The organism is Dyella sp. AD56 (assembly GCF_002878475.1).
Classification (GTDB): Bacteria; Pseudomonadota; Gammaproteobacteria; order Xanthomonadales; family Rhodanobacteraceae; genus Dyella.
This window is the reverse complement of sequence record NZ_NRDP01000031.1, coordinates 1-22772: the sequence shown is the minus strand read 5'-3', so window position 1 is coordinate 22772 and position 22772 is coordinate 1. Positions and strand designations below refer to the sequence as shown.

18 protein-coding genes are annotated in these 22772 nt (G+C 61.1%); 16 read left to right on the top strand and 2 right to left on the bottom strand.

Translation table 11 applies throughout. The features are described 5' to 3' along the window. Nucleotides 1-125: 125 nt before the first annotated feature. The 6 genes from DyAD56_RS19715 (at nucleotide 126) to DyAD56_RS19690 (ending at nucleotide 10496) form a co-directional block, all read left to right on the top strand. Complete coding sequence (locus tag DyAD56_RS19715) at nucleotides 126-3329, top strand: TonB-dependent receptor (RefSeq protein WP_102304545.1); 3204 nt, start codon at nucleotides 126-128, stop codon at nucleotides 3327-3329. Between the two features lie 122 nt (nucleotides 3330-3451). Beyond that, complete coding sequence (locus tag DyAD56_RS19710) at nucleotides 3452-4879, top strand: APC family permease (protein WP_233202693.1); 1428 nt, start codon at nucleotides 3452-3454, stop codon at nucleotides 4877-4879. A gap of 46 nt (nucleotides 4880-4925) precedes the next feature. Next, entirely contained in the window at nucleotides 4926-7595 is a 2670-nt protein-coding gene (locus DyAD56_RS19705; protein WP_233202691.1) for a sugar-binding domain-containing protein, read from the top strand. A 16-nt stretch (nucleotides 7596-7611) separates the two neighbouring features. Next, complete coding sequence (locus tag DyAD56_RS19700) at nucleotides 7612-8619, top strand: LacI family DNA-binding transcriptional regulator (protein ID WP_102304544.1); 1008 nt, start codon at nucleotides 7612-7614, stop codon at nucleotides 8617-8619. 50 nt (nucleotides 8620-8669) lie between these two features. Beyond that, complete coding sequence (locus DyAD56_RS19695; RefSeq protein WP_102304543.1) at nucleotides 8670-9515, top strand: sulfotransferase; 846 nt, start codon at nucleotides 8670-8672, stop codon at nucleotides 9513-9515. 348 nt (nucleotides 9516-9863) lie between these two features. Beyond that, nucleotides 9864-10496: a hypothetical protein gene (locus DyAD56_RS19690; protein ID WP_199179052.1), complete on the top strand. Its 633-nt coding sequence runs from the start codon at nucleotides 9864-9866 to the stop codon at nucleotides 10494-10496. Nucleotides 10497-10521: 25 nt separating this feature from the next. Here the strand turns inward: DyAD56_RS19690 and DyAD56_RS19685 are convergent, their stop codons facing one another. Then, nucleotides 10522-12111, bottom strand: coding sequence for an MASE1 domain-containing protein (locus DyAD56_RS19685; RefSeq protein ID WP_102304542.1), 1590 nt, complete (start codon nucleotides 12109-12111; stop codon nucleotides 10522-10524). A 343-nt stretch (nucleotides 12112-12454) separates the two neighbouring features. Between DyAD56_RS19685 and DyAD56_RS19680 the strand changes: the two genes are divergently transcribed. The 3 genes from DyAD56_RS19680 (at nucleotide 12455) to DyAD56_RS19670 (ending at nucleotide 17432) form a co-directional block, all read left to right on the top strand. Next, a complete protein-coding gene (locus DyAD56_RS19680) occupies nucleotides 12455-14695 on the top strand; it encodes a TonB-dependent siderophore receptor (protein ID WP_102304541.1) in 2241 nt (746 codons plus the stop codon). 10 nt (nucleotides 14696-14705) lie between these two features. Then, nucleotides 14706-15812: a PepSY-associated TM helix domain-containing protein gene (locus DyAD56_RS19675; RefSeq protein ID WP_102304540.1), complete on the top strand. Its 1107-nt coding sequence runs from the start codon at nucleotides 14706-14708 to the stop codon at nucleotides 15810-15812. Between the two features lie 294 nt (nucleotides 15813-16106). Then, on the top strand, nucleotides 16107-17432 hold the full coding sequence (locus tag DyAD56_RS19670) for a hypothetical protein (protein WP_102304539.1): 1326 nt from the start codon (nucleotides 16107-16109) through the stop codon (nucleotides 17430-17432). Nucleotides 17433-17491: 59 nt separating this feature from the next. Here the strand turns inward: DyAD56_RS19670 and DyAD56_RS19665 are convergent, their stop codons facing one another. Beyond that, a complete protein-coding gene (locus DyAD56_RS19665; RefSeq protein ID WP_102304538.1) occupies nucleotides 17492-18286 on the bottom strand; it encodes a TOBE domain-containing protein in 795 nt (264 codons plus the stop codon). A 273-nt stretch (nucleotides 18287-18559) separates the two neighbouring features. On the opposite strand from DyAD56_RS19665, the gene DyAD56_RS24135 reads away from it, so the two are divergent. From DyAD56_RS24135 to DyAD56_RS19625, 7 genes are all read left to right on the top strand, one after another. Continuing rightward, a complete protein-coding gene (locus DyAD56_RS24135) occupies nucleotides 18560-19276 on the top strand; it encodes a helix-turn-helix transcriptional regulator (protein ID WP_199179051.1) in 717 nt (238 codons plus the stop codon). 80 nt (nucleotides 19277-19356) lie between these two features. Then, on the top strand, nucleotides 19357-19809 hold the full coding sequence (locus DyAD56_RS19650) for a DMT family transporter (protein ID WP_102304537.1): 453 nt from the start codon (nucleotides 19357-19359) through the stop codon (nucleotides 19807-19809). Nucleotides 19810-19863: 54 nt separating this feature from the next. Further along, nucleotides 19864-20307 (top strand): Rrf2 family transcriptional regulator, encoded by a 444-nt coding sequence (locus DyAD56_RS19645; protein WP_102304536.1) that lies wholly within the window; start codon nucleotides 19864-19866, stop codon nucleotides 20305-20307. 3 nt (nucleotides 20308-20310) lie between these two features. Then, on the top strand, nucleotides 20311-21198 hold the full coding sequence (locus DyAD56_RS19640; protein WP_102304535.1) for an NAD(P)/FAD-dependent oxidoreductase: 888 nt from the start codon (nucleotides 20311-20313) through the stop codon (nucleotides 21196-21198). Nucleotides 21199-21251: 53 nt separating this feature from the next. Next, the gene (locus DyAD56_RS19635; RefSeq protein WP_102304534.1) at nucleotides 21252-21941 is read left to right on the top strand and encodes a class I SAM-dependent methyltransferase; all 690 of its coding nucleotides are present in this window, start codon (nucleotides 21252-21254) and stop codon (nucleotides 21939-21941) included. A 165-nt stretch (nucleotides 21942-22106) separates the two neighbouring features. Then, on the top strand, nucleotides 22107-22520 hold the full coding sequence (locus DyAD56_RS19630; RefSeq protein ID WP_102304533.1) for a cupin domain-containing protein: 414 nt from the start codon (nucleotides 22107-22109) through the stop codon (nucleotides 22518-22520). A 95-nt stretch (nucleotides 22521-22615) separates the two neighbouring features. After that, the coding region (locus DyAD56_RS19625; RefSeq protein WP_146010572.1) for a transposase at nucleotides 22616-22772 on the top strand (157 nt) is incomplete at its 3' end.

The window sequence follows — 22772 nt, the reverse complement described above, 5'->3', positions numbered from 1 at the left end:
TGGGGACAACGAGCAGTTGCATCACAACGGCGTGCGTATCGCAGGCACCGCCGAGCGGTACGCGTTTTTCCGAATTCCACGGAGCACCTGAGGTTCGACAGGCAACACCAACGAGGGTAAAGCCCATGTCCACCGTACTTCGCAAGCATCCATTGTCATTTGCCGTCACCATGTCGCTGTTCGCCGCCGTGTCGACGACGGCATCAGCATCGACATTTCTTGATGTCCAGACAGATAGCCAGGCAGCGCAAGCCAGCCCGGCCCAAACTGCTACACCGCCGGCGCCTGACGCCAAGAAAGCCGACACCAAGGCTGACGGCAGTGACGCACAAAAGAACGCAGCCACGCTTGGGGCCGTGAATGTCTCCGGCGTTCGTGCGTCGCAGATGCGCGCCATCGACCTTAAACGCGATGCCGCAAACATTCAGGACAGCATTACGGCCGAGAATATCGGCGCATTGCCTGATACCACCATCACCGACTCCCTGCAGCGCGTGACCGGCGTACAGATCAACCGCGACGCAGGCGTAGGTACTTCGGTGGATGTGCGTGGCCTGCCGCAGGTCGGCACCATGTTGAATGGCGAAGTGTTCATTACGGCGGATCAAATCGATTCGCAGCAGCCTGACTTCACCATGCTGCCGTCCACACTGTTCCATGGCGTGGACGTGGTGAAATCATCCACCGCCAACGAGACCGACGGCGGCATCAGTGGCGCCATCGACCTGCATACCTACCGACCCTGGGATCTCCCCAGCGGATTCACCTACAGTTACTCCGCCAATGGTGAGCGCGGCACCACCACCAACCATTTAGGGCCGGAGGCCAACGGGCTCATTTCGTACAACGACAGCGGCCACTGGGGCCTGTTGATCTCGGGAGATTTCTCCAACACCCGGCGCTTTAATTCCACCGAAGGCCTCGACCAGTACGGTGTCGTGCTTAACGGCGAGAACGCCGCCAGCGCGGGCGGCTACAACGGCTTCCTGACGCCATGGAATGGTGCGCCCATTCCGTCAAAGATCGTCCAGAACGCGGACGGCAGCGTGGACGTCAATGGCGACGGCAAGTCCAATGGTGTCTTCATGGGCAGCCAGGACATCGGCCTCAATGACATCATCACGCAGCGCAAGCGCAAGTCCGGCAACGCCTCATTCCAAATGGACCTGGGCAGCGGCTTCAGCGTAACCAGCGACTACTTCTATTCGCAGCAGCGCGAGTACGACCGCAACTACGGCATTCAATTCAACTCCACCAACTGGCAGGGCGCGACCTACGTGCCACTACAGTCGCGCAATACGGGAAGCCCTGCCCTCGGCGCCTACGGCACGCCGCAGCCGGGCTGGGAAGGCTCGCAGTTCTACACCACGCAGGTGTACGAGAAGTGGCCCGGCGACGTGGAGTCGTACTCGCAGATCATCCAGAAGAGTTCCGTCGCCAAGAATCTCAACCTGCAACTGGACTACGACGACGGTGGCCCGTTCACGGGAAGCATTCGCGGCATCCACGACACCGCATCTCAGTCGAACCAGGAAACCGACGTCAACGTATCCGATTCCGACGGTGCACTGTGGCCGAACGTGCTAATGGACGGCGTCGATCCGAACTCGGTGCCGCCAGGCACGATGGTCTATCCCGCGCAATTGGGCGGTAATCGCGTATTCAACGCCAACGGCATCCCGCAGAACACGGTGCCGATCGTCGCCAACTTCGGCGGCCGCTACCTCACGGTGAGCATGCCCGCCTCGCTGGCTTCCGATTTCGCCAATCCCAACGGCTGGACGATGAAAACGCTGGAGTCTTCCGGCGACTACGACCGCAAGGTGGCACTCAACGCGCTGCGCTTTGATGGCAAGTTCGATTTCCAGGATGGCTTCAAGCTGGAGTTCGGCCTGCGCAACAGCATCCGCAGCGCGAGCAATGATGGCTGGACGCTGGAAACGCCGGTCTATGGCGGCATGGGTGCAACCGATCCAAACGGATGTCTGGTGCGCTATGTCGGTGCCGACGTGGTCATGGATAGCGGCTCCTGCACGGCAGGCAATGCTACGGGCTACTACCGCGCCGGCCCGCTATCCGCCGTGCAGATGCCCAATGCAGCCGCTCCGCTATCAGGCAACTTCAAGCAATACACCAACCTGCTGGGCTCGGGCATCAACTTCTGGGCGGTCAACCCTAACGCGATGGTCAATCCCATCTCGTTCTGGAAATCGCTCTACCCCGACACGGTCCAGGTGGCTGAGCCAGGAACGACCTGGGCCGTGCAGCTGAAGGAGTTGTCGGGCTACTTGCAAGGTGATTTCGACGGCACCCTCTGGGACATGCCGTATGCCGGCAATATCGGCGTGCGCATGATCCACACCAATCTCGATGTCACTCAGCACCTGAGTGGCGCTCCAGGCTCCTACGGCGACGAACCGGTCGACGCAGGCACCGCCCAGACCAAGCGCAGCTATCAGGACGTACTACCGTCGGCCAACTTCTCCCTGGATCTGACCGAGAGCCTGAAGTTCCGACTGGCGTATTCCAAGAACATGATGCCGCTGGATCTCAGCACCTGGGCCGGTGGTTTGCAGCTGAACTACTCGCTGGCAGAAACGCCGCAGGGGCCGATCTTCCGCGTCGCCAACGGCACCTCGACGGGTAACCCGAACCTCAATCCGTGGCGCTCCACCAACTATGGCGCATCGCTGGAGTACTACATCAACCCCACCAGCATGCTCAGCCTTGCGCTGTTCCGCATCGACGTGGACAGCTTTATCAAGAACGGCAGCGTGACCAACTGTACGCTGCCGGATGAGGACGGCGTCGTTCGTGATCATTGCATCGTGATCACCCAGCCTGTGCAGGGCACCGGCAACAGCATTCACGGTGCAGAGTTCGATTACCGCCAGGGCTTTACCTTCCTGCCGAGTTTCCTGTCCAAGACGGGCATGGAGATAAACGGCACGTACGCACCCAGCAACTCGGGCGAGACGGATCTGGCCGGCCACAAGATTCCGTTCCAGGACAACTCCACCAAATCCGGCAACTTCATCCTGTGGTATCAGGACGATCACTTCCAGGCTCGCGTTGCGTACAACTATCGTTCGCGGCGCGCGGTGATGGACAGTGTGGGTGGCATCACGGGCATGGAGATGTACGAAGCGCCACAGAAGTACCTCGACGCATCGATCTCGTACAAGTTCAGCAAATACGCCGAAGTGTTCCTTGATGGCACCAACCTCACCAATGAATACCAAAAGTATTACTTGGTGTGGCCGGACCAGCCTGCGCACTCGACGTTCTCCGAGCGCATGTTTATGTTCGGTGTGCGCGGCCAGTGGTAAACGGAGCAACATCTCGCACGGACCTAGGCCTGGCGGCATCCCCACACCCGCGTTTGCGGGTGTGGGGATCGCGCGACACGGGTTGAATCGAAAGCAACACGATCGTTTTCACGGGCAACCCCATGGACACTCCGTTCGAACCCCATCACGACAAGGCCAGCATGCAGGATTCCAGCGCGCCCCAGCCCGTTCGCGACAACAGCTTCCACCGTTCCATCGGCTTGTTCTCGGGAACTGCCATCAACATGACGCAGATGTGCGGCATCGGGCCGTTCATCACCATTCCGATCATGGTCGCGGCCATGGGTGGGCCGCAGGCGGTCATCGGCTGGATTGCCGGCGCCATCCTCGCCATGGCCGACGGCCTGGTCTGGGCTGAACTGGGAGCGGCCATGCCGGGCTCCGGCGGAACGTACGTCTACCTGCGCGAAGCGTTCCAATACCGCACCGGCAAGTTGATGCCCTTCCTGTTCATCTGGACGATGCTGCTGGCGATTCCCCTGCTGATGTCTACGGGCATCATCGGCATGGTGGAGTATCTGGAGTTCTTCTTCCCCAACCTGGGCTGGTGGTCGGTGCACGCGATCAGCCTGGCGGCGACCGCTGTCGTTACCTGGATGCTCTATCGCCGCATCGAATCGGTGCGTGCGATCACGATCGGGTTGTGGGTCATCATGCTGGTTTCCGTCATCGGCGTATCGGCGGCGGGCTTCTCGCACTTCCATGCGGACTATGCCTTTGCCTATCCGGCAGACACGTTTGGCGGCAAGTTCTTCATGGGCCTGGGTGCCGGGCTGATCATCGGCATCTACGATTATCTCGGCTACAACACCACGGCCTACATCGGTGACGAACTGCGCAACCCGGGACGAACCATGCCCGGCACCATCATCATCTCCGTGATTGCGATGATGGTCGTCTACCTGCTACTCAACATCAGCGTACTTGGCGTGGCGCCGTGGCAGGAAATCGCCCAATCCAAATCCGTGGCGTCGCTGGTGGTGGAGCGCAGCTGGGGGCATCTGGCTGCCGCCATCATGACCGTACTCATCATCGTGACCGCGTTCGCCTCCGTATTCACTGGCCTGCTTGGCGGGTCACGCGTGCCGTTCCAGGCTGCGCAGGACAAGGTGTTTCTTTCCGTGTTTGGGCACCTGCACGCTAAGCACGGCTTCCCTCACGTGGCGCTGCTCACCATGGGCGTCGTGACGGCCATCGGCACGTTCTTTGACCTCACCGAAGTCATCAACATGCTGTTAGCCGCAACCATCATCGTGCAGTCCATCGCGCAGATCGCCGCACTGGTCGTGTTGCGCAAGCGCCAGCCGAACCTTGAGCGGCCGTACAAGCAATGGCTCTATCCCGTGCCCTGCATCATCGCGCTGGTGGGATGGGTGTACGTGTACGTGTCGGCCTCCACGCTGTCGCTGGTGCTGTCCGGCCTATGGATCGCCGCTGGCCTGGTGGTATTTGCCATCTGGGCCCGTCTCAACCAGTCCTGGCCCTTCGCGCCGGTGGAAGTACGCGAAACCTATCTCGGGAAGCACTGACGCCATGCAAACGCCAGCCAAACACACACTCTGCATGATGGTCGCGATGGCGGTTTTTTTCGCGCCGGACGCACATGCCCAGACGCCCTACGCCACCACCAAAGTGCCGGTCGACGCGGGCACCGTCACCGGCGTCGATCATTGGCTGATCCAGGACAGCGCCAAGGCCCAGGAAGGTGGCGCCGATATCTCTGCGACTGGCTTTGTCACCAAGGAATGGTATCCCGTCAGCGGCCGGGCGACCGTGATGGCGGGCCTGCTGGAAAATCACGCATTCAAGAACGACGTGTTCTATAGCGACAACCTGCGTGCAGTGCAGGTGCCGGACGCCAGCGGCAACCTGTTCGTGACGCCATGGTGGTACCGCGCCGACATCACGCTGCCGAAGAATCCCGCAGGACGGCACACGCTGCTGCGCGCTAACGGCCTGATCGCGAGTGCCGACGTCTGGCTTAACGGGCATCAGGTCGCTGATCACGCCGACGTCGCCGGTGCCTATCCCGTCTACGAGTTTGACGTAACGCGCTGGGTTCACGCGGGCGCGAATGTCCTCGCCATGCAGATACATCCCACCGATCCGAGAAAGAGCCTGTCGATTGGCTGGGTGGATTGGAACCCGACGCCACCGGACAACAACATGGGGCCATGGCGCGGCGTGGATATCGTGCAAACAGGCCCCGTCGCCTTGAGCTACCCAGAGGTTCTTTCGGCGCTATCGCTGCCGGATCTCTCGCACGCTACGCTGACGGTGAAAGTCACCGCCAAGAATCTCGACACCGTGGCACATGACACAACCATCGCCGGCACCGTGGCCGGCGTCGCCTTGCAGCAAACCGTCCACCTCGAACCTGGACAAACGCAGATCGTTTCATTCTCGCCCGCCACCACGCCGGGGCTTGCACTGGCCCACCCAAAGATCTGGTGGCCCGTGGGCATGGGCGACCATCCGCTGTACTCACTGGAGATGACCGCCGCCGTCGAGGGCGCTACCTCCGACCGGGCAACGGCGACGTTCGGTATACGCAGTGTCAGCTCAAGCCTGACCAAGCAGGGCTATCGGCAGTTCTTTATCAACGGGAAACCGCTGTTGATCCGCGGTGGCGGCTGGGCGCCGGACATGTTCCTGCGCGACGACCCTGCCCGCATGGACGCCGAGTTCAACTACGTGCTCAACCTCGGCCTCAACACCATTCGCAGCGAGGGCAAGCTGGAAAACCAGCGGTTCTATGACCTTGCCGACCAGAACGGCATTCTGGTGCTGGCAGGCTGGGAGTGCTGCGACAAGTGGGAGTCAGCCGCAAAGACCGGCGGTTCACCATGGACTGCCGCCGACCTGAAAGTCGCTGAAAACTCCATGGCCAGCGAAGCGCGCCTGCTTCGCAACCATCCCTCCGTGATTGGCTTTTATATCGGCAGCGACAATGCACCTCCGCCGCCCATCGCCAAGATGTACGTCGATACGCTGCACGCGGAGGATTGGTCGCTCCCCATCATCTCGGCGGCGGCCGACCAGGGCACCGCTGAAACCGGCCCGTCCGGCATGAAAATGGCCGGACCGTACGACTGGATTCCGCCTGCTTATTGGTACGCGGATAAGCTCGGCGGTGCGTTCGGATTTGATTCCGAAGTCAGCGCGGGCGCGGACATCCCGCGACTGGAGGACGTGCAGCGCATGCTGTCGCCACAGGAGCAGGAAGCGCTGTGGAAATACCCCAATGCAAGGCAATACCACGCGTCCGCGGACTGGTCGGAATTCGCCGTGCTTACGCCGTTCGACAACGCGCTCGCGCATCGCTACGGCGCACCCACCAGCCTCTCCGACTATGTCGCCAAGGCACAGCTCGACAACTACGACAACGTTCGCGCACAGTTCGAGGCGTTCAACGCGCGCATGAATGCCGCGAAGCCGGCCACCGGCGTGATCTATTGGATGCTCAATAATGCGTGGCCGTCGCTGCATTGGCATCTGTACGACTACTTCATGAACCCCGCCGGCGCCTACTTCGGTGCGAAGAAAGCCAACGAGCTGGTACACATTCAATACTCGTATGACTCGAAGGACATCGTGCTGGTGAACCATACGCTTGACGACGTCCATGGCCTGCAGGCGGGTATCCGCGTGCGCGATCTGGACGGCAGCGTGCTCTACGAGAAGCATCTGCAAGGCATCGACCTCGCGGGGAACCACGCGCAGCCACTGGCAACGCTGCCGGCCATCGCCAAGCTGTCACCCACGTACTTCATTGAGCTCGACCTCACCGCTTCCGACGGCAAGCCGATCAGCCGCAACGTCTATTGGCTATCCACCCGGACAGACGTGCTCGACTGGGCGAAGTCGAGCTGGTATCTCACCCCGCTGACGCAATACGCAGACTTGACGGCACTGGCATCACTGCCGGCTGCGACGAGTGAAGTCCACGCCACGACGCGACGCGAGGGCAATGACAACGTGACCACAGTCACCCTATCGGTGCCCGAATCATCCAAGGCTGTGGCGCTCTTCCAGCACGTATCGATCAGACGCGGCGCGAACGGCGACCTTGCACTACCCATACGCTGGACTGACAATGACATCACGCTTTGGCCGGGTGAATCGATCGTCCTGACTGCGCAATACGCCGCACAGGGAACCGCCGATCCTGTCGTCGAAGTGACGGGCTGGAACGTTTCCACCCAACGTGTTACGACTGGCGCTACACGAGGAACAGTTCATTGAAGACACAGGGGTCTCCATGTCACGCGTGACCATCAATGACGTCGCCCGTGCTTCGGACACCTCGAAGAAGACCGTATCGCGCGTACTCAACAACGAGCCGAACGTACGCGACTCGGTGCGGGAACGTGTGCTGGCTGCCGTAGCAGAGCTGCACTATCGACCGCTCACGTCGGCACGAAGCCTGGCGACAAACCGCTCCTTCTCGATCGGCCTGCTCTACGACAACTTGTCGCCGAGCTACATCATGGAAGTCCAGGCCGGCGTACTGGAAGCATGCGAAGCCAGGCAGTACAGCATGATGGTGCAGCCGCTGGTGTCCAACGCACCGGATTTCGTGGAGCGCGTCGAGGGCATTCTTTCCCGACACCAACCGGATGGACTGATTCTTACGCCACCCATCACCGATCACGCGAAGCTGCTCAAGTACCTGCGCGAGAGTGAGCTTCCGTTTGCGTCGATCGCCCCGCGCCAACCCAAGGACTGCATCGGCGTGATGCTGCACGAACGCGAAGCCGCTGCGGAAATGGTGGCGCACCTTGCGTCACTGGGGCATCGTCGCATTGCGCACATCCTTGGCGACCCCAAGCACGGCGCAGGCATCTGGCGCCTCGCCGGTTATCGCGATGGCATGAAGCGCGCGGGGTTGAAGGAAGACCCTGCGTACATGGTCCAGGGCCAGTTTTCCTTTGAGTCCGGCGTGGCCGCCACCCGCCACCTGCTCGCACTGAAACGCCGACCTACTGCCATTTTTGCGGCTGATGACGATATGGCCGTTGGCGCAATCTGGGCCGCTGCAGAGGCTGGGGTTTCCGTTCCTGGCGAGATCTCTATTTGCGGCTTCGACGACACCACCATTGCGACGCAAGTGTGGCCGCCACTGACTACCGTTCATCAGCCTGTGCGCGAGATGGGCAAGCGCGCCACCGAGGAGCTGCTACTTCGCGTATCGGGTAAGGGAGAAGCCCGCATGGTCGAAGTCGGCTACGAGATGCGCATGCGCGCGTCGACAGCACCAGCCCCCTGAATCGAGGGCGATCTTGCAGCCCCGCCACTGATCACTAGGAGATTGTCCGTATGCCTGCTACGCCAGACGCCAGCCACCCGCCACGGAAGTTCCATTTCATTTCCGGGCTGCCGCGCGCCGGCACCACGCTACTGGCCGCCATTCTCAATCAGAATCCGCGCTTCCGTGCAGGCATGACCAGTCCACTCGCCGACATCATGGGCGTGGTGATCGCGGAAGCCAGTAGCAAGAACGATTTCTCGTTCGATGTCTCCGACGAGCAGCGCATCGCCGTGTTGCGCGGGCTAGTCGAGAACTTCTACTCGGTTCAAGCAGATGCCGGCGTGGTGTTCGACACTAGTCGGTTGTGGTGCAGCCGAATGCAATTGCTCAACACGCTATTCCCTGGAGTGAAGGTCATTGCGTGCGTGCGCCAGCTAGCCTGGGTGCTGGACAGCATGGAGCGATTAGTACAAAAGCAGCCCGTCAGCGTCAGCAAGGTATTTCGCTTCGACACCAACACCACGGTGTACTCGCGCATCGAGGCCTTGACTGATCCCCGGGGCATGGTGGGCTTCGCCTACCAAGCCACCAAGGAAGCATTCTACGGTCGATATGCGCAAGATCACCTGTTGATGCTGACCTACGAAAGCCTGGTAAGCGACCCGGCCACGGCCATGCGTGCGGTCTACCAATTCCTCGGCGAACCCTGGTTCGAACACGACTTCGACCAGATTGAGTACAACGCGGATGAGTTCGATGCCCGCGTCGGCATGCCCGGGTTGCATTCCGTTCGACCCAAGGTGGAAGCGATGGAGCGCCAACCCACCCTGCCGCGCGACATCTTTGGTCGCTTCGCGAACGAAGCGTTCTGGCTGGACCCCAAGAACAACGTCAATCAAGTGCCCATCGTGTAAAGGCTTACCATCGATACGAAGAACAAAGGCCGCTTACGCGGCCTTTGTTGTCTTTGGGGGAAGCGCACTCACCGGAAGGCATACTTCTTCTGGCCATTCGCCATCATTCTGACCGAAGCAGACGCGGTTCATTTGGACGCCAATGAGACATTTGGATCGAGTATCCCTGCCAACAGAAACGGTATTAGGGAGGCGACAGGAGCGGGGAGGAGGCCCCAGTCCCAATGGAGTCATCACCAGGACGAATGACTCATTCGAAAAAATTGTTGGCCTGCCCTTCATCGTTGGGTGATAGATTTCTGCCTCGAAACATGGATTGCGTTTCCATCAGCCCATAAGGGGTCCTTTATGCGTTTGTTGTCACGTGCAGTTCTCGCGGTGTCGCTCGCCACCCTCACCGGCGCCGCCATGGCAGCCACACCGGCCACTGGCCTAGGCCAGGCGTGGCCAAATGCCTCCGACGTCAGCACCAACCCGCATTTCCACGTGTACGTCTTTGCACTGGGTGGCATCAACTACATCCAGGTCAACGACACGAACGGCAATGTGCTGGGCAGTGTTGGTACCGGGGGTGGTCAGTTCATCACGCTGCCGATCGGTCGCTTTGCGCAACAGGTGACCACGCCCAACCAGCCGGCTGCAGTTCCCACCACGGCCACGGCTACGGCAAACCCGGCCAACGTTTACAACGATGGGCAAACGGCCGTGACGGTCACACCCCTGAGCGATGGAACGCTGCGCTTGAATGCAGCGACGGCGCAGGGCACCTGCGATCCGATCGACTGCAATATCAAAGGCATCCAGGCTCAGAGCAGCAGCGCGGTGCGCTTGAATGCGGCCACACCGCAGGGCACCTGCGATCCGATCGAGTGCAATATCAAAGGCATCCAGTCACTGGGTGGCGGCACGATGCGCGTGAATGCACTGACGCCGCAGGGCACCTGCGACCCGATCGAGTGCAACATCAAGGGCATTCAGTAATCCGGCAATCCCCATACCCCCGCGATCAGTCGCGGGGGTGCGGTTCGTGCAGTGATGCGATCAATCGACGGCCATGGCGCAAGGCTCGTTCCCGCACCTGGCCGCCGAACGTGGCGGCACGATCTTCGATAGCCTTGCGCCCCAAGCCCGTCGCACTAGCCCGAAGCCGATGCGCCAGCGCCCAGTCGACGTGCTGCATTCTCACCGGGTGGCGCTTTGTCTCGATCATTAGAACGATCCATCCGCCGTGCCGAGTACCGCAGCGGATCTTCACCAACACATCGGACGCATCCCGCGTAAGCAGCGCGTCGGCGATGGCTTCGCATGTCATGCGATAGACGGCCAAAGTCATTGACTGCGGAAAGAGGCTCACTGGACCACGTAGGTCGCACCAGTATTTGACACCGGCCTCCTGGAGGGTCTGCGCCAGGCTGCCGTGAACCAGCGCCGCCGGGAGGCCACGCTCCCGGAGCTGGGAAGGACTGAGGCAATCAGTCAGCAGATAGATCTGCTCCTGCGCAATCTGAGCTTGCCGGCGAAAGCCTGCGTCGTCCGCTACAGGCTGCAAATGCCGCAAGCGCCCCAGCATCATCCCGAATACGCCACCAATGGAGTCGCGCAGTTGATCCAGTGCCTGAGCGGTGACGCGCAACTGCGCCTCACCCAGGGCCACGTTGCGCTGGGCCAACGCCATCGCCATGCGCGTGTCGAACCGCTCTTCTTCCGCACGTCGGTCGAGATGGGACAGGCGCGCCCCCACTAGCAACATGGTGGATATGGCCATGGCAACCAGTGTCTCGGCCTGCAGTGTGGCGTGATCGTTGGTGGCCGGCATCAGCAGCACCGTGCCGATGCTGGCTATCGTGCCGGCGATCGCACCGCCCTGCCAGCCATGACGGAACGCCATGACGATGACCGGCAGGAACATGGCCATCTGCGCCACGATGCGCGTGTGATCGTCGTGTTCACCGATCCACGCCAGAAACCCCAGCGTCGGCACCACCATGAAGACGCTTTCCAGAAAGAGCCGACTGTCCAGGACCTGGTGAATCCAGCTGGATACACGATGATTCGCGGCGACGAAACTCTGGTAAATCACCAGCGCAAAAGGCGTGATGGTCAGCACGCCCATGAAGTTGCCCAGCATCAGCCGGGCAATCACTTCACCGTACTGTATGTCGTAGCCCGGCGGTAGCGGCGCGAGTTGCACCTGACCAATGGTTTCCACGGTGGCGATGGCCGCGATAACAAGCGCGCACGCAACGAAGGCCACCATGTTCACCGCGCCCTTCGCCGGGAACAAATGCCAGCGTTCGCGGAACCACCACACGATCGGCGCCTCGTACGCGATCGAAGGAATGCTGTTCGCTAATGCCCAGAGTGGGCCGTATTGATCCAGGCATGTAAGGCTAATGTAGGCCAGACGAACGAAGTCACCCACAAACAGCGCTGGCCAGTACCGGTACGGTACGAGCATCAGAACCGCCAGGTGAAATCCAGTCAGCAAGATCCAGTGTGGGATGGAAATCTGACGAAACAACATGAGCGCGACCAGGTAGATCGCAGCCACTCCGGCTTGTCGCAAAAGGGCCCCCGCCCTCGGTCCTACGTGCATTGCTCCCCTCCAAAGTCCAATTCGACCCTGTACGCACGCGCAAAGTATTGATGACAGCGGTTCGGCTGTGAAGCGGCAGTGAAACACCCTCGCCTTCAGGAAGACATAAAGCGGCGAGTACGCAAGACGTGCTCCAGTACCACGTCATGAGTGTGATGCTCACCACATAAGTGGCGCGCGAAGGGACATATCAGCACGCCACTGACAGCAGACAGATATCAGTCTTTGGTTATGCACATTGTGAAGCAGCGCCGCCGTCCGCACGGCAGTCGGCCCAATGTTTGATATGATAATCATTCGCAACTAGGATGTGCGACTTTTCGTAAGAAGTTGCCTCCTCGCCATGCCCTCCCTTCGACACGCCGTCCTTCTGGCGCTTGCCGGCACCGCCTACACCGGTGTTGCCAGTGCCCAGCAAGAACATGCCCCGCTACCCGCCTCCACCGATGCCAAGAAGCCAGCCAGCTTGGAGGGCGTCACCGTGGTGGGCGACTGGCTGAGCGAAGCGAACCAGAACGTGGTGGCGAACCATCCCGGCGCACGCACCGTCATTCGTCGCGAAGACATGCGCGAGGCCGGCGCCGTGAACCTACGCGACGCATTGCGCAAAGTGCCGGGCGTGCAAGTACAGGAGAGCAACGGCACCGGCGGCAGCGATGTGTCGCTTAGCGTGGGCGTACGCGGCTTGACCTCCCGCCTCTCTCCGCGCTCGACGCTGCTGCTGGATGGCGTACCCATTGCCGTGGCGCCCTATGGGCAGCCTCAGGTCTCGATGGCGCCGGTGGCGCTGGGCAACCTGCAGGCCATCGACGTGGTGCGCGGGGGCGGCTCCGTGCGTTATGGGCCGCAGAATGTCGGCGGCATCATCAACTTCGTTACGCGCGACATCCCGCAGAACTTCGGCGGCGATGCGGGTGTGCAGTTGCAGGGCGGCGAGTACGGCGGCATCCGCACACAGAGCAACCTGTTCCTTGGCGGCACCACAGCATCGGGCCTTGGCCTCGCCTTGCTCTACAACGGCTCCCACGGCCCGGGCTATCGCGAGAAGGAAGACAACGAAAGCATCGACGATCTCATGCTGAAGGCAAAGTACGCTCTCAGTTCCACCGATGAGATCAGCGGCAGCCTGCATTACTACGACGGCCAGGCAGGCATGCCCGGCGGCCTTACTCAGGCCGACTACAATGCCGACCCGTTCCAGTCGCGCCGTCCGTTCGATGACTTCCACGGTCGCCGCCAGGATGCCGTACTGCGCTACAGCCACACCGATGACCGGCGCAGTTTCGAGGTGCAGACGTATTACACCCAAAGCTTCCGCGGCAGCCATATCGAAACCATCACGCAGAACGCGGCCACGGGCCTGTACACGCACCAGCTCAACGCCTACCCGCGCAATTACCACACCTTCGCCATCGAGCCGCGCTACTCGCAGTTGTTCGACTGGGGGCAGTGGACGCACGAGATCAGTGTGGGCTATCGCTATCTCACCGAATGGATGAACGAGCGCACGCTGCGCAACAACAAGTTCGTCTCGCGACTGAACTACACGCCATTCGACAGTGGCATCTATGAGGCGCCCTACGTACTGACGGGCAACAACACTGGCTCCAACGAAGCCAACGCGCTCTACGTGGACGACACCATCAATGTCGGCAACTGGACCATCACGCCAGGCCTTCGCTATGAGCGCATCAATAGCTGGTGGCAGGCGCATCCCAGTAGCACCGTTATCGTGAAAGGCCCGACCTTCCGCCGCGAGCACTACTCGCAGCCCCTGCCCTCGCTCAACGTGATCTATCACCTGACGGACGCCTGGAAGCTGTACGCCAACGCCGAAACGTCATTCGGTGCCTTGCAGTATTTCCAGATCAGCCAGAAGGATTCGAACAACCAGTTCGCCCAGGGCCTGGAGCCCGAGAAGGCACGCACGTACGAGATAGGCACGCGTTACGACAACGGAGCCTGGGGTGGAGAACTCACGCTGTTCCGCATCAATTTCGACCACGAACTCCAGTACGTGGGCAAGCTGCCCGGCGTGCCGGACTCGGTGGATGGCTGGACCAGTCTCGGCGCCACCACGCACAAAGGCATCGAGTCCGGCGGGCATGTGGATCTCGGTGCGTATGACCCCCGCCTACAGGGCCTAACCCTGTGGGGTACGGCCACCTATACGCATGCCATGTACAAGTACGGTTCGTTCGCGGGACGTGACCTGCCGTTCTATTCGCGCCGCACGGCCAACCTTGGCCTGCGCTACCAGCGCACCGCATGGACGTTCAATCTCGATGCGTTCTCGCAATCGCGCCAGCATTCTCCCGGCTCGCCGAGCTTCGATCCCGCGCACCCCGCGGTCTACCAGACGACAGGCACGCCGGACGGTGACCTGGGCGATATCCCCGGCTGGACCACCTGGAACGTGCGCGGCGAATATGCCTTCGGGCCGTCACTCTCGAACCTCAAACTGGGCCTGGGCGTGAAGAATCTTTTCGACCGCCGTTACTTCACGCGGTCCACCGACAACAACGACGGGCTTTACGTGGGGCAGCCGCGCACGTATTACGTGCAGGCATCGTTCGATTTCTGAGGAAGGCTTCATGAGCGGCACGCCGCAAGCACACCACCGGCGGCGTTTCCGCCACGCGCTGAAGACGCTGCATTTGTGGCTTGGGCTTAGTCTAGGTGTGCTCTTGTCCCTGGTGATGCTGGCCGGTGGCGTGTTGCTGTTCGAGCGGCCGCTGCTTGCCATGACGCATCCCGAGCTCATCGGTCGCACCGTTCCCGAGCAGACGGGGCTTGGGCCAGCGCTCGAACAGATACTCGCCACCAGCGAAGGCAAGCAACTGCGCAGCATCGCTCTGCCTGGAGATGGGTTGACGGCGTTCGAGGGCGTCGCAAAGAACGGCGACCGCCACTATTTCGATCCCGTCGACGGACACCCTTTGCTGGTGCGTGCCGCGAACCACGACGCGCTGCTGATTCTGCTGGATTGGCATACGCATCTGCTATCAGGCAGCACGGGCGAAACCGTACTCGGCATCGTGGCATGTGGCGGACTCTTCATGCTTGCTTCCGGCCTGTGGCTTTACTGGCCAGGCCGACGCCGGGCCGTTACCCACCTGAAGCCGCACGCGCATCCGCCCATCCTGCGCTGGGCAAGCTGGCATCGCATGGTCGGCGTGCTCGCGTTTCCCCTATTGCTCGTAACCATCGGCACCGGCACCACCATGGCGTATCGCGGCGCGGTGCGCACAGGGCTCATCCAGGCCTTTGGCGAACCGCAGCCGGCTCGGCCGCCCAAGGTAACCAGCGATGGCGGCGGCATCCGCTGGCCCACCTTGCTAGAGGCCGCACACGCGGCGGCCGCGGACGCCATCATCACGCGCATCAGCTTGCCGATGCGCCCCGGCGCTGCGCTCGTCATGCGTGTGCGGCGCCCAGGGGAATGGAACCCGAGCGGCCGGAGCACACTTTTTCTCAACCCCTACACCGCCCAGGTGCTGGGTGGTGAAGATGCCACCCGACTAGGCCCCGGGGCACGCCTGGCCAACGCACTCTTTCCCATCCATTCCGCCGCTGTCGGCGGCGGCATATGGCGTGCGCTGCTCGCCATTGGTGCCGCGCTACCCACCTTCATGCTCGTCACAGGGTTCCTGTTCTGGCGAGCGCGTCGCCGCAGGCCAGCCATGGAACGGGCCGGCTGAAAGGGGCTGATCGCTCGTTGCCGCCAAGACGATCGGGCGCATCTCACTATGCGGGCGGAAACCCCGCCCTGACGACAGAAAGGCAGCCCCTCCCCTCAATTCGTCCGCATCGCAAAAAGATGCGGCATGAGGCCCCGTTGCCTTGTTCCAAGGCGGTTTCACCAAAGCTTCCAGCCGCTATATAGTGAAGGTGATATCGATAGGATCCTGCGTTTGTACGGTCGTCACGCGCGCCTGCGCTGTTTCGGCAGGCGCTCCCATCACCGCGGCTCAGAGAAATGAAAAGGGGTGTTTATGCGCAACTCCCGCTTGTGGATGCTCTCCGCCTGCGTTATCGCGGCATGCTCATCAGCCCACGCAGACGATAGCTTCAACGACCTCTTTACCAACGGCCATGTGGACGGCCAATTGCGGTTGTACGATTTCAACCGCATGTACGACGCCCGCACCACGCCCGATGCGCATGCACTCTCCCTTGCCGCTCTGATCAATGCACAAACCGGCACGGTGCTCGGCGGCCTGAGTTTCGGCGGATCGTTCGTCACGGCCAATATGCTTGGCACCAAGAGCGACAACCCGGCGAAAGTAGACACCTCGTTGATGGGCCCCAACAGTTCGCTGGGCGCATGGAGCCAGGCGTTTGTGCAGTACAAGCGCGACTGGTTTCTCTTCCGCGGCGGCTACCAGTATTTGGATACGCCATGGATGGGCAACAACGACTCGCGCGTCATCCCTTCGTCCTACAACGCGCTATTGATGGGCTTCACGCCGGTGACGGACTGGAACATCTACGCCATTCGCGAGTACAGCTGGAAGAGCCGTACATCCAACGGCATGTATGCGGACAACCTGTATTACCCGTCCAAGTTCGACAGTGATTCCATGTATGGCAACAACGGCTCCTTGCCCATCAACTCACCCAAGACGCCGGGCACGTGGGCGGCGGGCACCAACTACGTCAACGGCGGCCTGAAAGCCGAAGCGTGGTACTACGACTTTCTGCGCTTCGCGCACATGGGTTACATCAACGGCAGCTACACGTTCACCACCGAAACGCCATTCAACCCCTTCATTGCCGTGCAGGCACTCACCCAGAACGGTAGTGGCAGCGACAACATCCTGGTCGAGACGAAGACCAAGCTGGTGGGCGTGGCGGGCGATCGCGTCAAGGCGCAGGCATGGGGCGCCGATATCGGTACGTCGATCTACGACGGACGCATCGATTTTGCCTACAACAAGCTGGATGGCGAATCGGGCGCCGTTGGCGACGGTGCATTGATTTCACCGTACACGGTGAACTACGGCACCGACCCGTTATTCACCACCTCGATGATTCGCGGCCTGGTGGAAATCGGCCCGGGACATGCCTGGAAGGGTCGCGCGCTATACAACTTCTTCGACAAGAAGCTGCAACTGGTGGCTGCCTACGCGAAGTACACGGCACTTGAGCGTGGCGACAGCCACGACCTGTACCTGGACATCATCTACAACTTCGACGGCGCGCTCAAAGGCTTTCAGTTGCGCGACCGCTGGGAACGCTCGGTGGGTGGCATTGCCAACCTCAATCCGGGCAATGAATCATTCACCTACAACCGCCTGATGATCTCTTACAAGTTCTGAGCTAGCGATGCAGGACCGACGGCGTGCGGAAACGCGTAGCGCTCCGCACGCCGCGAGGGTCATTCCAGCGTCCCCAGAATAATGCTCGATGCCTTGACGATGGCCATCGCATCCAGGCCCTCGCGCAATCCAAGCGCATCCACGCTGGCAAGCGTAATGATGGCCACCAGTACGGTGCCGCCCTTGAGCTCGATCCCCACTTCTGCATTGACCTCGCCACGCCGTACGTAAGAGACGACGCCGGCCAACTGGTTGCGCGCCGAAAGCCGCACTGAGCCGTCAGGGATCGCAACAATGACCGAGGATGCCTTGATCAAGGCAAACGCCTTTTTTCCGGGCGCCAGACCCAGGCTCTTGGTGCTCTCGCTCGTCACGGTGGCCACCAGCCGCTGCCCACCCTGAATATCGAGCTGTATCACGTCGTTGACCGCACCAGCCTCTACCGACGCCACTACGCCAGCCAGTTGATTTCGCGCACTCGTCTTCATCAGGAATCGCCTCACAAGGTCAATGTCGGAAAGGGGATCGTCGGCGAAAGCACTCAGTTGCTCCATGAATCGTTGATGCAACGCCTCCATGTAACCAAAGACTTCAATCAGTCGGCGCGCGCGATCCGTCAGGTCGGCACCGCCACCGCTACGGCCGCCCACGGCGCGCAGAACGAGGGGCTCGTCTGCCAGATTGTTCATGGCATCCACAGCGTCCCAGGCCCCTTTGTAGCTCAAGCCAACCTCTCTCGCCGCCGCAGCGATCGAGCCCAGCTCACCTATCTTGGCCAACAGGGCGATGCGATCGTGGCCGCCAAAGTTTCGCCCGTCAGACTCTAACCCCAGACTTCCCTTGATGATCAGCATGGCGTCGCTCCTGGTGGCGTGACACAAAGATCAGGTTCTCATCCATCGACCGTGGCCGCCCGCATCGAAAGCGCCCATCCCGGATCACAGCATTACCTCTAAAGCCGTCACTTGCCCAGTCCCGACACGCCCCATGGAGAAACAGACGTGACAACGCGAGCTATCCGGGAGACAACAGCAAAAACCGGTGGCACGTTGATCTAGAATGGATGCGAAGCGCCCCGCGCCACCACCTCCCCATCCGGCTAGGCAAGCGTCTTCCCGGGAACCCTATTGAACTCCGCACTCGCCATCGACCGCATCGTTTCCATCGCAAACCCCAGCGGCGCGTGGACGTACTGGAGCCCGGGCATCGAGGACATCGTGGAGCTTGCGCTGGTGCACGGCACCGAGGTGGCACTTCCCGATCATTTTCACGATGAAGACCAGATCACTTTCGTGCTCACCGGTCGCAGGCGTTTCGTCATTGGCGGCAAAGTGGTCATCGTAGAGGCAGGTGAAGGCATATGCATTCCATCCGGCCTACCCCATCGATCCTTGCCACAACCACACGGCGTAACCTGCCTGAACATCTACACCCATGCCCGCACTCTAGACGTGGCTGCACTACTTACTCGCCTGAAGGATGACTGGCGCAACGAGGAGAACTTTTCGCCGGCACTGCTTTTTCATGCACTCCCCGAGCATCGCGCATCCTCTGTCGAAAGCACGCTGTCATTGCCCAGTGACTTTATGACCCCAGTTCACCTCGCCGCCACGAACATCGGCATGAGTCGCGAGGGCTATTCACGGGCATTCCGACGCGCTCATGGTATGCCACCCAAAACCTTTGCGATGACATCCAGACTTAACGACGCACGAAAGCTCCTGCGCGCGGGAACGCCACTCGTCGACACCGCGGTCATGTCCGGGTTTGCAGACCAAAGTCACCTGGGGCGCTGTTTCCGCCGCGCCTTTGGCGTGACACCTGGGCGCTACCGAACCCGATAGCGCAGGTCACATTCGTTCCAGACAGTGCGGCCAGCGAAGCCTACGCTTCTGCACACAGCCCCTCTCGTGCCGGAACCTTCATGACCATCGCACTCAATGCCTGCCTTTACCTGCTCGTGATCGGCGCGGGCATCAGCGTGGCCGTGCAGCAAGTACTCAACGCCAATCTGCGCACCGCGATCGGATCTCCGTGGTGGGCAGGCTTTACCAGCTACCTGATCGGCACAATGGTCATGCTGATGCTCGCCCTGGCAACCAAGGGTCCTCGCCTTGGCGACGTGCTGTTGGCCCGGACAACACCCCTGTCCTGGATGGGCGGCGTCTTCGGCGCGATCTTCGTGGGCACGGCGATCCTGATGATTCCACGACTCGGGGCAGCCACCGTGCTGGCCCTTATCGTGGTGGGACAGATGACGGCGGGCATCGCCATTGATCACTTCGGCCTCTTTGGCGTGCCGCAACATATCGCCCATCCGATCCGATGGCTCGGCGCCGCCATGCTCATCGCCGGAGCTGTCATGGTCCGACGCTAGAACTCACGCCATGCGCTTGATGCCCGCCGGATTTCATGTAACTATCGTTGTTACATGAAATCCGACAGCCGCCTTTCCTCTGTGTTGCACGCCCTTCTGCACATGGCGGAGCAGGATCAGCCCATGACGTCCGATTCCCTGGCCAATTGCCTCGGCACCAACCCGGTCGTTGTTCGGCGAACCATGGGACTGCTGCGCGACGCGGGACTCGTCACGTCAGATCGAGGGCATGCCGGCGGGTGGCGCATTGCCGCCGACCTCTCCCGTGTTACGCTGCTTCATCTGCATGAAGCACTCGGCGAACCGGCGATCTTCGCCATCGGCAATCGAAACGAAAGACCCGAATGCCTGGTCGAGCAGGCCGTGAACGCCGCACTGGCCGACGCCATTTCTGAAGCGGAAGCCGTCCTGCTAGAGCGCTTCGCCCACATCACTCTTGCCGACCTTGCCACCGACTTTGCGCGGCGGCACGCACAACGGCGTACACGAAAGGTTTAGAACATGCACGATGTCATCGTGGTTGGAGGCAGTTATGCCGGCATGGCTGCGGCACTGCAGTTGGTACGTGCCCGCAAGACGGTACTGGTGATTGATGCCGGCCAGCGACGCAACCGTTTTGCCAGTCATTCGCACGGCTTCCTTGGACAGGACGGCGTGAGCCCCGCTGATATCGCGACCGAGGCGCGTCGCCAGTTGCAGGCTTATCCATCACTGCGCTGGATAGACGGGCTGGTCACATCAGCATCCGGCAGCAAGGACGATTTCAGCGTGATGCTAGATGATGGAGATGCCCACTCTGGCCGACGCCTACTGTTTGCGACAGGCGTGTCAGATGAACTTCCCGCCATTGACGGACTGGCCGAACGCTGGGGAAAAGCGGTGTTCCATTGCCCTTATTGCCACGGCTACGAACTCGACCAGGGTCGTATCGGCGTTATCGCCACCGGGCCGATGTCGATACATCAGGCGCAACTACTTCCGGAATGGGGGCAAGTCACCTTTCTGACCAACGGCTGTGTTTCCCTCGACGCAGATGCGCGACGCGACCTGATCCAGCGCGGCGTAGTCATCGAGGAAGCACTCATCGACAAGCTCGATGGCGACGCCGACGTGCTGCTTGCCGACGGACGACGCCTGCCTTTGGCCGGACTGTTCACCGCCTCGCGTTGCACGCCATCCAGCCCCGTCGCCAGCAACCTGGGTTGCGAACTGATGGACACCCTCATGGGCAAACAGATCTGGACGGCCGAAACCAAGGAAACCAGTATCCGAGGCGCCTTCGCCTGCGGTGATGTGGCCCGTGCGCCGCACTCGGTATCTCTTGCTGTAGGCGACGGTGCCTGGGCGGGAGCGCAGATCCACCGCTCGCTTGTCTGGCCGGAAGGCTGAAGCGGCAGCGACGGTCCATCAACCTGACTAGCTCACTTCATCGGGAGCACATCGTGTCCTCGTTCTCCGACCCCGACGCCGTTGCCCGATACGCCGAGGGGCCTGTCAGGCAAGTCCCCGGCTTTCACGCCCTTCAGCACATGGCATCACTCCTTCTGGCCGAGAGTGTCCCGACGGATGGTCGTGTACTCGTCCTTGGCGCGGGTGGCGGCCTTGAACTAAAGGTGTTTGCGGAGGCGCATCCCCAGTGGCGACTGCTAGGCATCGATCCGTCGGCGGAGATGCTCAAGCTGGCGGAAAACACACTGGGGCCGCTCGCTTCACGCGTGGAGCTGCTGCAAGGTTATGTCGACGACGCTCCTGATGAACGCTTCGACGGTGCCACTTGCCTGCTGACCCTACACTTCCTCACGCACGAGGAACGACTGCACACACTCACGGCGCTACGGCGCCGCCTGAAGCCATGTGCTCCACTGGTGGTGGCACACCACAGTTTTCCGCAGGAAGCACCCGACAAGGCTCGCTGGCTGGCCCGATACGCAGCGTTCGCGGTGTCATCTGGCATCGCGGAGTCGAACGCGAAAGCAGCCATCATTGCTATCGATGCCAAGCTTCCGTTGATCTCGCCGGAACACGATGTGGCCTTGATGCGACAGGCTGGCTTCGCATCCATCGAATTGTTCTATGCAGGCTTCACGTTCAAGGGATGGATCGCTTACGCACCCTCCGAAAATCCACCTTGATGCGCCACGGGCTAGCGAGTGATTGCTGAGCGTTGCTCACAAGTGAATGCAGGCGGACGTGGATTATCACGCCATGATTCCGGGCATACCATTTGACCAAGAACACGTGATGCGTTGCGCCGCAAGCGCAGCGACACGCGCGTCGATTTCAAATGGAGTCTCTGCATGAAGATCACAAGAAATGGTTCGCGACCGTCCGTCAAAGGGTCGGCCGACTTTTTTACCGGCTCCGTCCGGATCGACAGCTTCTTCCAGGCCGACGAGCCGGCGCGAACCGGTGGCGCGATCGTCACGTTCGAACCCGGCGCACGTACCGCGTGGCACACCCATCCGCTGGGACAAACACTGATCGTGACCTACGGCGTGGGCTGGACGCAGTGCGAAGGCGGCCCGCGCACAGAGATTCGTGCCGGCGACGTCATCTGGTGCCCATGTCAGCGTCGCCACTGGCATGGCGCCACCGACACCACCGCCATGACTCATGTGGCGATCACCGAAATGCTCGACGGCACCAATGTGAATTGGATGGAACCGGTCACCGATGAGCAGTACCTCTCGGGCCCAATCGTCAGGGACTGACCCCATACTGTTTGATCAGTAGGCGCGCGACGTCCCCCCGCTTTTGAGTAGCGATTCGATTTGGAGTCCAATCCCCCAACCGAAGGAGATTGGACGTGAAGAAGCGTTTTACCGAAGAGCAGATCATCGGCTTCCTGCGAGAGGTTGAAGCCGGCATGCCAGTCAAGGAGCAGTGCCGCAAGCACGGCTTCAGTGAGGCTTCTTATTACCTGTGGCGCAGTAAATTCGGAGGCATGAGCGTGCCCGAAGCAA